Annotated in this window: 12 protein-coding genes; 8 read left to right on the plus strand and 4 right to left on the minus strand. The window is 54.6% G+C overall.

Annotated features, from left to right (window positions below):
• Positions 1–10 precede the first annotated feature (10 nt).
• From O3S68_RS05035 to O3S68_RS05060, 6 genes are all read left to right on the plus strand, one after another.
• Positions 11–1,453: a GGDEF domain-containing protein gene (locus O3S68_RS05035; protein WP_269230928.1), complete on the plus strand. Its 1,443-nt coding sequence runs from the start codon at positions 11–13 to the stop codon at positions 1,451–1,453.
• A 190-nt stretch (positions 1,454–1,643) separates the two neighbouring features.
• Positions 1,644–2,636, plus strand: a complete 993-nt coding sequence (locus tag O3S68_RS05040) for a sensor domain-containing diguanylate cyclase (RefSeq protein ID WP_016496158.1) — start codon at positions 1,644–1,646, stop codon at positions 2,634–2,636.
• Positions 2,637–2,738: 102 nt separating this feature from the next.
• Positions 2,739–3,707, plus strand: a complete 969-nt coding sequence (locus O3S68_RS05045; RefSeq protein ID WP_045508548.1) for a sensor domain-containing diguanylate cyclase — start codon at positions 2,739–2,741, stop codon at positions 3,705–3,707.
• A 79-nt stretch (positions 3,708–3,786) separates the two neighbouring features.
• A complete protein-coding gene (locus tag O3S68_RS05050; RefSeq protein ID WP_097406798.1) occupies positions 3,787–4,311 on the plus strand; it encodes a GNAT family N-acetyltransferase in 525 nt (174 codons plus the stop codon).
• A gap of 116 nt (positions 4,312–4,427) precedes the next feature.
• Complete coding sequence (locus O3S68_RS05055; protein WP_269230929.1) at positions 4,428–5,879, plus strand: tagaturonate reductase; 1,452 nt, start codon at positions 4,428–4,430, stop codon at positions 5,877–5,879.
• A gap of 290 nt (positions 5,880–6,169) precedes the next feature.
• Complete coding sequence (locus tag O3S68_RS05060; RefSeq protein ID WP_269230930.1) at positions 6,170–7,084, plus strand: bestrophin family protein; 915 nt, start codon at positions 6,170–6,172, stop codon at positions 7,082–7,084.
• Positions 7,085–7,249: 165 nt separating this feature from the next.
• Here the strand turns inward: O3S68_RS05060 and pdxR are convergent, their stop codons facing one another.
• Positions 7,250–8,668: a MocR-like pyridoxine biosynthesis transcription factor PdxR gene (gene pdxR, locus O3S68_RS05065; RefSeq protein WP_269230931.1), complete on the minus strand. Its 1,419-nt coding sequence runs from the start codon at positions 8,666–8,668 to the stop codon at positions 7,250–7,252.
• 92 nt (positions 8,669–8,760) lie between these two features.
• On the opposite strand from pdxR, the gene O3S68_RS05070 reads away from it, so the two are divergent.
• Positions 8,761–9,240 (plus strand): carboxymuconolactone decarboxylase family protein, encoded by a 480-nt coding sequence (locus O3S68_RS05070; protein WP_269230932.1) that lies wholly within the window; start codon positions 8,761–8,763, stop codon positions 9,238–9,240.
• Here O3S68_RS05070 and O3S68_RS05075 read toward each other — a convergent pair whose 3' ends face one another.
• Complete coding sequence (locus O3S68_RS05075) at positions 9,241–10,131, minus strand: LysR family transcriptional regulator (RefSeq protein ID WP_097406793.1); 891 nt, start codon at positions 10,129–10,131, stop codon at positions 9,241–9,243. It abuts the gene before it with no gap.
• Positions 10,132–10,230: 99 nt separating this feature from the next.
• Between O3S68_RS05075 and O3S68_RS05080 the strand changes: the two genes are divergently transcribed.
• A complete protein-coding gene (locus O3S68_RS05080) occupies positions 10,231–11,646 on the plus strand; it encodes an aldehyde dehydrogenase family protein (protein WP_269230933.1) in 1,416 nt (471 codons plus the stop codon).
• A 44-nt stretch (positions 11,647–11,690) separates the two neighbouring features.
• Here the strand turns inward: O3S68_RS05080 and O3S68_RS05085 are convergent, their stop codons facing one another.
• Positions 11,691–13,256, minus strand: a complete 1,566-nt coding sequence (locus O3S68_RS05085) for a methyl-accepting chemotaxis protein (protein WP_016496149.1) — start codon at positions 13,254–13,256, stop codon at positions 11,691–11,693.
• A gap of 257 nt (positions 13,257–13,513) precedes the next feature.
• Positions 13,514–14,752 (minus strand): EAL and HDOD domain-containing protein, encoded by a 1,239-nt coding sequence (locus O3S68_RS05090; RefSeq protein WP_016496148.1) that lies wholly within the window; start codon positions 14,750–14,752, stop codon positions 13,514–13,516.
• Positions 14,753–14,892 lie beyond the last annotated feature (140 nt).

Genomic DNA, 14,892 nt, shown 5'->3' on the forward strand with positions numbered 1-14,892 from the left:
TTGAGATTTGATGCGTGCACTTTTTTCATCCCCTTTCCGTCCTTTTCGGAAAGAGACGCCGTACACCAATGCGGTCATGGTGTTTATCCTGACAACGCTGTTTTATTTGCTGGGCGCGATGATGCGCCTGGTCGAAGAGCTTTCCCTCTTCTGGCCGCTTAATGCGGTGATGGCCGGTGTTTTCGCGCGTTATGCCTGGTTGCAGCGCTGGCATTACTACCTGATTAGCTACGTTGCCATGCTGGTCTATGACGCCATCACCACGTCCTGGGGTATGGCGTCGCTGATTATCAACTTCTCCAATATGGTGTTTATCATCACCATGGCGCAGCTTATCGGGCTTGAACGTAACCAGATGACCAAAGCGCCGGAGCCGGTTAACGCGCTGAAACTCTTTGGCTACTGTCTGCTTGCCGCGCTGCTGTGTGCGTTTTTTGGCGCGCTGGGCTCCGTGGGGATCAATGGTCAGGGGTTTGGCCTGCTGCTGGCCGACTGGTTTGGCGAGCAGTTCTCAACAGGCGTGCTGATCCTGCCCTGTATGCTGACCATGAGCTGGCCGCGTAAACCGCTGAACGTCGAGATGCGCAATGTAATGCCGGTGCTTGCCGTTGGCGTATCGATTGTCGCCTCGGTCGTGATTGGCGGCGCAGGCAGCCTGGCGTTTCCGCTCCCGGCGCTGATCTGGTGTGCGGTGCGTTACTCGCTGCCGCTGACATGTCTGGTGACGCTGCTGACCGGCGGGCTGGAGATAATTCTGGTCGCCAGCGGCCATATCAATATTTTCGTCAGTTCACCGCTACAGATCCCGCATATGTTCTCCGCGCGCCTGGGGATTGCCACCATGGCCATTTGCCCGGTGATTGTCTCGGTCAGCGTTGAGGCAATAAACCGCCTGATGCGCCAGGTTTCCCTGCGCGCCGATTTCGATTTCCTGACCCGCGTTTACTCGCGCTCGGGTTTGTATGAGGTGTTAAACCGCGATGCAAAACGCTTTGCTGACAAACACATCACCGTGATGTTGCTGGATATTGATTACTTCAAAAGTGTCAATGACAGCTACGGCCACGAATGTGGCGACCGGGTGCTGACCTCCTTTGCGCGAAAAGTACAGCAGGCGCTGGGCACGCGCGGTGTGCTCGCCCGCATGGGCGGGGAGGAGTTCGCTGTCGTGGCGACAACGCAGGACGCCAGTGAAGGTAAACACCTGGCGGAAACGCTGCGCGAAAAAGTGGCGCAGTATCCGTTTAACTGGCAGCAACAGACGCTGCATTTAACCGTCAGTATTGGTATCAGCCATGGTAAAGCCGATGCCGGGCAATTAACGGCAACGTTCAATGCGCTCCTGGCGGTGGCGGATGAAAATCTCTACCGCTCGAAAAAACGCGGGCGTAACTGCACGACAGATGCTCAACATAACGCGCCGGAAATGGCGGAAAGCGCCATCGGCGGATAATTCCCCGCGCGTGTCGCAGCGGGTGATGACGATAGCGGCAATTAATATCGATAACTTATTAAATTGCTTGCTACTAATTTTTATCGTCAATACTATTATTGCGTATACGTAGCGGAATCATCGCGTTATGAGCGGATCGGATAATTTGAATAAACACGAGCGGATCCCAGGCAGACGTTTTGCCAGGCGGATGTATCTGATGCGTATGCTGGGAACGCTACTCTGCTTTTTCCCCATTCTTTCCGTCCTTCTTGAACTGCAGCGCCCCTTATGGAGCGTGGCGTTACTGTGCGCCAATGCCTTTTTATGGCCTACCGTCGCGTTTTTGCGCGCACGCAACGCGCAGATGCCGCTGCGAATTGAACATCAACACCTGGTCTTTGACGCTGGCGCTGGCGGGTTCTGGATTGCGCTAATGGCGGTCAACCCGCTGCCTTCGGTGGTGATTGCCACCATTTTGCTCTCAGACCGCTTATCGGCGGGCGGGTTTGTGCTGATGCGTAAAGCAGCACTGGCCATGCTTGCGGCGTTCTTACTTACCTGGCTGGCGCTCGGTTTACCGCTGGAGTTGCAGGTGACACAGCGGACGATGTTCGCTACGTTGCCGCTCATCGGCATCTATATCCTGGCGCTTAGCGCACTTACCGACAGCATTGCCGTCAGACTGCGGATAAAAAGCCGCGAGCTTGAGCGTATTGCGATGATGGATCCTTTGCTTGATATCGCCAATCGCCGCCTGCTGGAAAAACGGATCCAGTACGAGCTGGAAAAACTGCACGTGACACCGCGCCACTCCTCGTTGATGTTTATCGATATTGATAATTTTAAAGAGGTGAATGACCGCTTTGGTCATAAAATTGGCGATGCATTACTGGTCACCGTGTCGAAAATTTTGCATATTGCCACCCGCACAACGGACACGCCCGCGCGCCTCGGTGGCGATGAATTTGTGATTTTATTGCCCGATACGCCAGCCGAAGAGGCGTATGCGGTGGCAACCCGGATCATGGATGCGGCTGCGGTAATGACAGTGATGCAGGAGCATGCGTTCAAATGTACGTTGAGCATCGGTATCGCCAGCGCGCTACCGGAAATGCACAGTGTTACCGACTGGTTAAAAGCCGCAGACGACGCGCTTTACCAGGCTAAACGGCTGGGAAAAAACCAGATCTACTCGCACTGACAAATGTAGCGAATAAGCTACGCTTTATGCTGTATGCCGTGAAATTAACGACACTTTTTATAGTGTTGCGCATTAACAGCCTGAGAATGGAAACGGCCCTTTATGAAAATACCTGCTATTCCTGCAGATGAGGAACAACGGCTGGCGTCGCTGCGCGACTCCGGGCTTCTGGAAACCGGCGTAACCGAGCGTCTTGACCGGCTTACCCGGCTGGCTAAGCGCATGTTCGATGTCCGCGCGGCGCTGATCACGCTGGTTGATGAAGAGATGCTTTTCTTCAAATCCACCTCAGGGACCGTGCGCGAACCGCTCCCGCGTAAGATCACCTTTTGTGGTCACACCATTTTGCATACCGAACCGTTGATTATTCCGGATACCCACGGCGATGATCGTTTTGCCGATAATCCGCTGGTCACCGGGGAGATGAACATCCGTTTCTATGCCGGGTATCCGTTACGTTTGCCGGACGGTGCGGTGGTTGGCGCATTCTGCCTGGTGGATAGCACCGCACGGCAGTTTACGGACGCTGAGCGGGACTACCTGAAAGATTTCGCCATGATCGTTGAAGACGAGTTTGCGGTGATGAGCGCGGCGACCACCGACGAGCTGACCGGTTTATTTAACCGCCGTGGTTTTGAAAACCTGGCGAAGTTCGCCATTGTGGGCGCGCGTCGTCGCGCGGAACCGTTAACGCTGGCGTGGATCGATCTCGACAATTTCAAAACGATTAACGACACCTGGGGTCATGCGGAGGGTGATGAAGCGCTGAAAGCGATGGCGTCGGTAATGAGCGCCAGCCTGCGCGAAGCGGATCTGCGGGTGCGCTACGGCGGCGATGAATTCGCGATCCTCTTTTCCGATACCGATGAGCAGGGCGCATGGATTGCGATGCAGCATCTGGTAGAACAGGTTGAGGCGTGGAATCAGACCTCTGGTAAACCGTGGCAACTGGCGTTTTCCTGGGGGATCAGCGAGTTTGATCACAATGGCTGCGGCGAGCTGAAGCCGTGGATGAAGGCGGCAGATCAACAGATGTATGCCATGAAAGAGCGCAACCACCGCGGCCGCTGAAGCATCACAAAAACCTATGTTTGCCGGGCTTGTGTTAATAAGTTGTAAAGCTGATAGTGGTTGTTTTTAAGGAATAAAAATGACCACTTATCATATCCATTCGCTGGCGGGCGAAGCGCTCGCATCACATCTTCCTTCCCTTTGTGACGTGCTGGAAAACTGCGTTTCCGGCGGGGCTTCCGTCAGTTTTATGCATCCGCTTTCGCGTGAGAAATCCCTGCAATTCTGGTCCGGCGTCGCCGCAAGTGCCGCGCGCGGAGAACGCATTGTGCTGGTGGCGCAAGACGATACAGGGGAAATTGTTGGCACCGTGCAGGTGGTGCTGGAACAACCTGAAAACCAGCCGCATCGCGCCGATGTGTCAAAGTTACTGGTGCATGAAAAAGCCCGCCGTCAGGGGCTGGCGCGTCGTCTGATGGATGCGCTGGAACGTGAGGCGCTGGCGCACGGCAAAACCGTGCTGGTGCTGGATACTTCCACCGGCAGCGGGGCGGAACATTTTTACCTGCAATGCGGCTGGCAGCGGGTGGGTGAAATTCCGCGCTTTGCGCTGATGCCGGACGGAAATGTGACGGCGACGACAATTTTTTACAAGTTCTTATAATCCGCGCCAATAAGACATCCCATTTTGATCAAAACAGGGTTTCATGGTCTAAAAGTCTGGTAAGTTATTACACCAATCTTCCCAGGTTGTATGACTAATCAAAAAAGGAACCCACTGTGAACACATTAAACCGTCGCAACTTTCCCGGCGCTGAATACCCTGAACGTATTATTCAGTTCGGCGAAGGGAATTTTTTGCGCGCTTTTGTCGACTGGCAAATCGATCTGCTGAATGAGCACACCGACCTGAACGCCGGTGTGGTGGTTGTTCGCCCGATCCAAAGTGATTTCCCGCCGTCCCTGAGCACTCAGGATGGCCTGTATACCACCATTATTCGCGGTCTGAACGAGCAGGGTGAAGCGGTGAGCGACGCGCGCCTGATCCGCTCTGTGAACCGTGAAATCAGCGTCTATTCCCAGTACGACGAGTTCCTGAAACTCGCCCATAACCCGGATATCCGCTTTGTTTTTTCAAACACCACGGAAGCGGGCATCAGCTACCACGCGGGCGATAAATTTGCAGATGCCCCGGCCGTTAGCTACCCGGCGAAACTGACGCGCTTGCTGTTCGAACGTTTCACCCACTTCTCTGGCGCGGCGGATAAAGGCTGGGTGATCATTCCTTGCGAATTGATTGATTACAACGGTGACGCGCTGCGCGAGCTGGTGCTGCGTTATGCACAGGAGTGGGCGCTGGGTGCGGAGTTTACCCGGTGGCTGGATAACGCCAACACCTTCTGTTCCACGCTGGTTGACCGGATCGTTACCGGTTACCCGCGTGATGAAGTGGCGAAACTGGAAGCGGAGCTGGGCTACCAGGATTCGTTCCTTGATACCGCTGAGCACTTCTATCTGTTTGTGATTCAGGGGCCGAAATCGCTGGCGTCTGAACTGCGTCTCGATAAATTCCCGCTCAACGTGCTGATTGTTGACGATATTAAACCGTATAAAGAGCGTAAAGTGGCGATCCTCAACGGTGCGCACACGGCCCTGGTGCCGGTGGCGTATCAGGCGGGGCTGGACACCGTGGGCGAGGCGATGAACGACAGCGAAATCTGTGCGTTTGTGGAAAAAGCGATTTACGAAGAGATTATTCCGGTGCTGGATCTGCCACGCGATGAGCTGGAATCTTTCGCCAGTGCGGTTACCGGGCGTTTCCGTAACCCGTACATCAAACACCAGTTGCTGTCGATTGCCCTGAACGGCATGACCAAATTCCGCACCCGTATTCTGCCGCAATTGCTGGCAGGGCAAAAAGCCCATGGCAAACTGCCAGCGCGCCTGACTTTTGCGCTGGCAGCGTTGATTGCGTTCTATCGCGGTGAGCGTAACGGGCAGGCGTATCCGGTGCAGGACGACGCGCACTGGATCGAGCGCTACCAGCAGTTGTGGAGCCAGCATGGCGATCGCCAGATCAGCACCAGCGAACTGGTAAAAGCGGTGCTGTCCGTAAGCGAACACTGGGAACAGGATCTGAGTAAAGTTACGGGGCTGGTGGAGCAGGTTTCGCTGGATCTGGATGCTATCCTGCTGCGTGGCATGCGCGATGCGGTTAAACCGCTGTGCTAATTGCATTTTATTAAATGAATGTCCAACCCGGCTCCGTCCGGGTTTTTCTTTTTTTAATAACGGCTAACGGTGCAACCGCGAGCGGCAAGAGAAGTAACGGCGTCGGAATAGTGTGCTTATCATTCATTAGTTACAACATACTATTAAATAGTTGTATAACAGGTTTCAGCAACTTCTGCGCCAGCCTTCGTCGGGAAGGGCGACTTTTCATCACAATTTATTATCAAACTTGCAACTGTGATTGCGATCACGTTTAATAGTGCCGCTCTCCCTTATGCACACAATTCAAGATGATCGTTCGACCTCAACAACACTGGCTTCCCCGTCTTTTCGTCTGGCACGGTTCCGTACTGCCAAAAATCACGTCGCGTTTGCTGATGAATTTCCTGCTCTCCATCGCGGTGATCTGGATGCTGCCGTGGTACACCTCACTGGGTATCAAGCTGACCGTCGCGCCGTTCAGCATTCTCGGTGTCGCTATCGCTATCTTTTTAGGTTTTCGTAACAACGCCTGTTTTGCCCGCTACAGCGAAGCAAGGGTGTTGTGGGGACAGTTGATGATCGCCTCGCGTTCGCTGCTGCGTGAAGTGAAAACCACACTGCCAGACGATGAGGGATTACGGCACTTTATTCAGTTGCAAATCGCCTTCGCGCACTCTCTGCGCATGACGTTGCGCCGCAAGCCACAAGGCGACGTGCTGGCGAAATACCTGTGCCCAAACGATCTGCATAACGTGCTGAACGCGCACTCACCGGCCAACCGTATTCTGCTGTTAATGGGCGAATGGTTAGGCGAACGCCGGGCGCAGGGCGCACTTTCGGATGTTTTATTCAGCAGCATCAATCAGCGACTACATGATATGTCCGCCGTGCTTTCTGGCTGCGAGCGCATTTTCACCACGCCGTTGCCGTTTGCCTATTCGTTGATCCTGCATCGCACCGTGTACCTGTTTTGCATCATGCTGCCGTTCGCACTGGTGGTGGATTTGCACTTTATGACCCCGTTTATTTCGGTGCTGATTTCCTACACCTTTATTTCGCTGGACACGCTGGCAGAAGAGCTGGAAGACCCGTTTGGCGAAGAGGATAACGACCTGCCGCTGGACGCTATCAGCAACGCCATCGAGATTGATTTACTGCAAATGGTGGATGCCGATGTACTTCCGCACAAAATGACACCAGGCAAAAATTATCAATTAACCTAAACTTTGCTGTGGAGAGTCATCGATCTTTACGATTTTTTCAGTCTGATAGCGAAACCCACAACAGAGAGGGACGTGCGATGGAAAAGTCCGACAGAACTATCTCATTAGCGTTGACCCTGCTGGTCAGCTTCTCACTTCTCGCCACGGCGTGGGATCTCTCCTTCGTCAGTAACTTGCCTTAACATCATTGGCCGCCAGCAGCGCCCGTGTCTCCTCAGCCGGGCGCTGCAATAGCGCCAGCGCTTCCTCCGCTGAACGCACATTGGTATAACCGATAATCACGCCGTAGCGTTTGGCGGAGGTGTTATACCAGCGCGAGAGCGGACTAACCTGCAACTGGTGCCGCTGCCAGATGTCCGCCAGCGCGATATCCCGCGTGCTGGTGCGTAAAAACGCGATGACATGCATCCCACCATCGCTCACTTCCACGGTAAAAAGCCCCGGATAAACCTGCTCCAGCGCGTCCAGCACATATTTTCTGCGTTGCGAATAGAGCGTGCGCATCTTTTTTAAATGCTTATAAAAGTGACCTTCGCCGAGAAACGCCGCGAGGATTTTCTGCGTCAGCACCGGCTGGCCGCTTTCGGTGAGTTCCGCCGTTTCACGAAACGCGGCAAGCGTCGCGCGTGGCATCACAATGTAGCTGATGCGCAGCGCAGGCATCACCGTCTTACTGAAAGTGCCCATATAGATCACCCGATCATCGATATCGAGACTTTTCAACGCCGGAAGCACTTTGCGGGTGTAGTGAAACTCGCCGTCGTAATCATCTTCAATAATCCAGCGATTATGCTGACTGGCCCAGGCCAGTAATTGCTGCTTGCGCGGGAGCGAAAGGGTTACCGCCAGTGGGCTATGATGTGACGGTGTCACAAAAACCAGCTGCGCATCGCGGTGGTATTGTTGCAAATAGTCGACATTCAGGCCCTGGCTGTCCACCGGGACAAAGTGCAGATTATTGGCGGCGCGTTTCAGCGCCTGGGTACCAAAATAGTAACCGGGATCTTCAAACAGCACTTTATCGCGTGTCGCGGTAAGCGCATTGAGGATCAGTCGCAGGTTGTTGCTGTACCCACTGGTGATGAAAATCTGATCGGCCGTGCAGGATAAACCGCGCGACACACTCACATAATGCGCAATCGCCTCGCGCAGCGGCGTGTAACCCAGCAGCGGCGGGTTGGTCATCTCCATTGGTGACATCGATCGCACCGCTTTGCCGCACAACAGTAGCCATTTTTTGTAGGGGAAGGCATCCAGAGACGGAATGCCGGGGCGCAAAAAACCGGGGCGATCGCGCAGTACATCCGCAATGCCCGGTGGCGCGTCTGCTGCCTGAGGCCCAATGTCCGGGGTGGGCGGTTCGCTCAGTACCAAATCCGGGTTGACCCGCGTGCCGCGCGCGCCCTGGCTTACCAGATAGCCTTCACCGATCAGAATCGCCCAGGCCGTTTCCACTGTTTTGCGCGCCACGCCTAATTCACTGGCCAGCACACGCACCGAAGGCACTTTATCACCCGGTTTCAACAACCCGCTGGCAATGCTGCGCCGATACTGCTCGTAAATGGCTTTATAACCCGGCTTCATGTCCTACCTCTATTCACGGTTTTTGCATCTTTTTACTATGGCATAAACGCGTACTATAGCGGCTGTTGAATCCATAAACGAGGCTAAAGACGATGAGCAATCGCGTAAATCTGTTCCAGACTGTTCCGGCATTAATTAAAACCCTCGGCGATGCCAGCCAGGCGTCGCACGCCAGCAGCCTGGATATTAGTATTAAAAATCTGGTCGATATCCGCGCCTCGCAGCTCAACGGCTGCGCATTCTGCCTGGATATGCATGTGAAACAGGCAAAACTGCACGGTGAGCGCGAACTGCGCATTTACCACGTGGCTATCTGGCGTGAATCGCCGCTGTTTACCGCCAAAGAGAAAGCCGCGCTGGCGCTGTGTGAAGCGTTGACCAAACTCGACGCGCATGGCGTGCCTGATGAGCTGTACCGTGAGGCGCGGGAGCATTTCAGCGAAGTGGAACTTTCCGAGCTGGCGTTTTCCATTGCCATTATTAATAGCTGGAACCGTCTGATGGTGCTGTCGCAAACCTTACCGGGCGCGCTGGATAAAGCCTACGGGCTTGATCGCGCGCACCTCGAGTAGTTAACGCTCCGCCCGGATAAAGGCAATAAACGCCTGCAACCCCACAGGGATGTGGCGGTGTCCGGGATAGTACAAACACAGCCCTTTAAAGGGCTGTGTCCACTCATCCAGCACGCTGACCAGCGTCCCGTTACGCAAATCCTCTTCAATGTAAAACCCCGGCAGAAAGCCCACGCCCAGCCCCGCGCGCACGGCGGCAATCGAGGTAAACAGATCGGTGGTCGACAGCCGTGGCGGAACGGCAACCGCTATGCGCTCGCCGTGGTGCGCCAGCTCCCAGCGGTAATTTCCGCCGCTGGACATGCGCATGCAAATCCCCTGGTGCTGGCGTAAATCATCCGGCGTCTGCGGCGTACCGTGTGCGGCAAACCACGCTGGTGTTGCCACTACGCGCATGCGGATATCCGGCGTGAGCGGCACGGCAATCATATCCTGTGGGATCGACTCCGCCAGGCGGATCCCGGCATCGTAACCGTCGGCCACAATGTCGATCATCTTCGCTTCAGTGGCGACCTCCATGCGCATCTGCGGGTAGCGCGCCAGAAAACGCACCAGCAGATCATCCAGGAACAGTTGCCCGACGGCTAGCGGGACATTCAGGCGCAACGTGCCGGAAGGCTCATCCGCCACGCTGTGGATCTCCTCGTGCGCGTGCTGGATTTCACGCAGCGCCGGGCCAATACGCGCAACAAACCGCTGCCCGGCTTCGGTCAGCGCCACGCTGCGGGTGGTGCGGTGAAACAGCCGAATCGCCAGGCGACTCTCCAGCCCGGCAATGGCGTTACTCACCGCCGTTGGTGACATTCCCAGCTCCTGCGCGGCGGCGCGAAAACTGCCCCGACGCATCACCGCCATCACCACTTCCAGCTCAACCAAACCTGAACGATGCATAGATTATCCCGAATTTCGCAACAACCTTTGCAGCATAGCGTGGATTATCAGCGCGATAAAGGCGTGTCACACTGGCTTCATTGTGAACAGGAGGTGGTTATGCATGCGATTGAACAGATCTCAATTAATGGCGAATGGGGCACGCCACAAGGTACAGAACGTTTCGACCTGTTTAACCCGGCAACCGGCGAAGTCACCGGCCAGGTGCGGCTCGGCAATGAGGCCGACGCGCTGAACGCTATTGCGGCGGCAAAAGCGGCGTTTCCCGACTGGTCGCAAACCAGCCGCGATGAGCGAATCGCCGCCCTGATGCGTATGCGCGATGCGATGGAGGCCTGCCAGCCCGCGTTGTTGCAGACAATTGTCGAGGAGTATGGCGCGCCGGCGTCGCGCGCCAATTGGATGGCGCATTATCCGGTGTCGGTTATCGAGGCGGCGATCGACGCGCTGAAAGCGTTTGAGTTTGAATCCGTAGTGGGCCAGGCGCGCGTAGTGATGACCCCGCTCGGCGTCGCCGGGTTAATTACGCCGTGGAACAGCGATGCCGGATTTATCTGCGGCAAGCTGGCGGCAGCGCTCGCCGCTGGCTGCACGGCGGTCATCAAGCCGAGTGAGATGAGCGCGCTGCAAACCCACATCGTCACCCAGGCGTTACATGAGGCGCAACTGCCACCGGGCGTGTTCAATATTGTTACCGGGCGTGGCGAGGTGGTGGGCGAGGTGTTCAGCCGTCATCCGGACGTGGCGAAAATCTCCTTTACCGGCTCGACGGCGACGGGCAAAGCCATTTTGCGTAACGCGGCAGAGACGTTTAAACGTGTCACGCTGGAACTGGGAGGCAAGTCCCCGACCATTATTCTGGAGGATGCCGATTTAGCCGACGCCGTGCCGCTGGCGATCCAGGCCGGATTTATGAATAGCGGCCAGGCGTGTGTCGCGGGAACACGCATTCTGGTGCCCGCATCGCGCAAAGCCGAGTGTGAAGCGGCGCTGGCGCAGGCGGTCGCGGCGGTTAAATCGGGCGATCCGCGCGATCCCGCCACGGAAGTTGGCCCGATGGTCAGCGAAAAACAGTGGCAACGCGTGCAGTCCTATATCCGCCTTGGCCAGCAGGAAGGCGCACGCCTGTTAGTGGGTGGAGAAGGGCGCGCAGCCGGGTGCGAGCGCGGCTGGTCGGTGCGGCCAACGCTCTTTAGCGAGGTCAAAAACAGCATGCGTATTGCGCGCGAAGAGATTTTTGGCCCGGTGTTATCGGTGATCGCCTATCGGGATGACGCCGAAGCGATCGCTATCGCCAACGACACCGATTATGGCCTGAGCGCGCTGGTGCTGGGCCGCGATCCCGAACGCGCACGCCGTGTTGCCGGGCAAATCGCCGCCGGGCGGGTGTTGGTCAATACGCTGGCGCACGAGGCTGCCGCGCCATTTGGCGGGTTTAAACATTCGGGGATCGGGCGTGAAATGGGGCGCTGGGGACTGGCGGCCTTTATGGAGCCGAAAAGTATTGTTATGTAGCAAGTAAACGCCGTGCCACCCGAAGCGAGTGGCACGGGTTGCGATTAACGCGCCAGCTGGAAGAAGCGCACGGAGTCGCGCAGCATCTCGCTCTGTTCGGTCATCGACTGGGCGGCAACCGCCGCTTGTTCCACCAGCGTGGCGTTCTGCTGGGTCACCTGGTCCATCTGGTCAATCGCCACGCTAATCTCTTTGATCCCCTGATGTTGCTCGGTAGAGGCAGCGGAGATCTCAGCAACAATATCCGTCACTTTGTTAACCGAGCTGACAATCTCTTCCATCGCGCGGCTGGCGGTATCGGCGTAGCGGGAACCGTCGGTAATTTTCTCAACGGTGCCTTCAATCAGCTGTTTGATCTCTTTCGCTGCCTCGGCACTTTTCTGCGCCAGGTTGCGCACTTCACCGGCCACCACGGCAAAACCTTTACCCTGCTCGCCAGCACGCGCGGCTTCAACGGCAGCGTTCAGCGCCAGAATATTGGTCTGGAAGGCGATGCCTTCAATCACCGAAATGATATCGACAATTTTCTGCGAGCTGTCAGAGATTTCATGCATGCGTTTCAGCATGTCATGCACCTCTTTACCGCCTTTAACTGCCGTTTGTGACGTCTGGCGCGCCAGGTCGCTCGCTTTACGGGCGTTTTCCGCGTTACTCTTCACGTTCTCGGTGATTTGCTGCATGTTCGACGAGGTTTGTACCAGCGAGGCCGCTTGTTCTTCGGTACGCTGTGACAAATCGTTGTTGCCTTCGGCAATTTCGCCTGCGGCGTGGGAAATCGATTCGCTGCCGTCGATAATACCGGTGATGATTTCCGCCAGTTTATTGTTCATTAAATGAATGGTCGCCAGCAGGCTTTCGCTGTCGCCCTCGCGCAGCGCAACCTGGGTGCCCAGTTTACCGTCAGCGACTGCCTTCATAATCGACATCGCATAGGCCGGTTCGCCGCCGAGCTGGCGGGAGAGATTACGCGAGATAAACAGCGCAATCACGCCGGTGGCAATCAGCGCCAGCAGCAGCAAGCCGCTCAGCAGATAAAGTGCCTGGCGGTAACCGGCCTGAGAATCTTCCCCGGCTTTATCACCAATCGCGACTTCCATATCCACCAGCGTCGCCAGATCTTTCATCAACTGGGTACGATATTTTGCTGATACCGCGCCGCTGATTTTGGCCGCTTCCGCCGCATCACCACGATTCATGGCGTCGATCACTTTGGCGTTTACATCAACAAAGTTTTTAAAGTTATCCACCACAGTCGCGAACAGGGCGCGCATTTCTTGCGGCTCATTGGCCGAGATTTTGGCGTACTGCTGTTGAGCATTCAGGAAGGTTGCCTGGTTTTGCAGCAATTCGCCGCGATGTTGATCCAGCGACGCTGGCGTGGTGGAAGCAATATACTGCACCTGTTGCAGGCGCATTTCAGCTAAGACGCCTCGCATTTCAAGGGTATAACGAACGCCTGGCATTCTGCTTTCGCGGAACTGGTCAATATTTTTATTGGTGCTGTTAAGTTGATAAATAGAAACAACGCCCAGCAACAACATCATCACAATCAGGATGGAGAAGCCGATGAGCAATTTGGTTAATACAGTGGCCTGCGCAATTTTTTTCATAATCCACAACTAAGTAAAGAAAGGTAATATTAATAACGGCAATATTTTAGGAAAAATTGATCTATTTATCTGATCTCTATCACACATTGCTATGATTTTTGTGCAATGGCACACATCGGATTTTTAATTTAGATTAAGGGAAGGGCGGTTGTTAAAAAGGTTGGAGAATAATACTTCATTGAAGTGAAATATTGTTTCAAATGGTATCTTTGTGCTGAAGTTTATTTTCTGCACACCGTATTCAGTGTGCAGAAAAATTAATGGGAAATAGTTATCGGCAGTTCGTCCGCCCATTTTGTGGCCTGGTTCATCAGCTCTGAAATGGCCGAATTGGGTAAGCCAATTTCATGCGCCACGTCGCTGGCCTCATCCCACATCCGCTGCTCGTACAGGCGCGCCAGCCGCACGTAGGGGTAGAGTTCGCCGCTGTTGGCCTCAAGCGCTTTAGCCACTTCCGGCGAGACGGCGATCTGTGCCATCAGCTCTTCCAGCGGTAGCCCGAGGATCACATCCAGCAGCGAGAAGAGCCCTGCCATAAAGGCATCATTAGAGATGTTATTGGACGACGTACGTGCCGCCACCAGTTCGCAGAACTTGGCGCGGATCAGGCTCAGGTAATAAATTTCAGTGTTGGTGACATCCTCGAAGGAGGTGAGACACGCCACCAGCACAAAACGGCGCATTTCACTGATGCCAAGGTAGACCACGATGTCGCGCAGCGATTGATTGCGAAAACCGCTAATACCGCGCGTGTTATATAAAATGTTTTGCGCATAACGCATAATTTTAAACGAGAGAGAAACATCGCGTTTCAGCAGATCTTCAATTTTGTTTAAATTGGGTGATTCAACGTTAACTTCCTGCATCAGCTTCAGAGCAAATGCACGATTTTGCGCCAGTTTATTTCGTTTAGTCACCACCGGTTTGCTGAAAAAATACCCCTGGAAAAGATGAAAGCCTAATTTTTTAAAAGTCTCAAACTCTTCGTAGGTTTCCACTTTTTCGGCCAGAAAAACCGCATGGCGCAATAATTCCCGATTGGCGAGAATATAGTCGCTAATTTTTTCGCGCGGGCTTCTTCTTATGTCAAATTTAATCACGTTGACATAGGGCATAAAGGCTTCCCACTGATTTCCGGGTTCGAAATCATCGAGCGCAATGCGAAAACCCAGCGCGTGCATCCGTTTGACGGTTTCCAGCAGTTTGAGATCCGGTTCGGCGTCTTCCAGAATTTCAATCACCACGCGGTTCACCGGCAGCGTTTCCGCGAGACCTTCGACCAGCAACTGGTAGGGAAAATTGACGTAAACCGTACTGTTGTCGCTCTTCCGGCCCACCGGCGCGCTGAGGAACTGCTCTTCGATTAACTGCGTGGTGGCCTGTTCCGCAGAGATATCGGGGAAGCGGTTATCCATGCTGTTCCGAAAGAGGAGTTCGTAACCGACGGTGTTCAATTGCTTATCAAAAATCGCCTGTCTGGCCACAAAAGAATACATTCGCCACCTCGCACACCGTGTACTTTTGTATAAGTTTTCCAAATATATAAGCAACATTAACACCCTGGCTACCGGAACCGTGTGACTGCGGCAAAATATTTGACTTTTATTGTGAAAGGATAGGACAGCAAAGCGGTAAG

The organism is Kosakonia sp. SOY2 (assembly GCF_027109175.1).
Lineage (GTDB): Bacteria > Pseudomonadota > Gammaproteobacteria > Enterobacterales > Enterobacteriaceae > Kosakonia.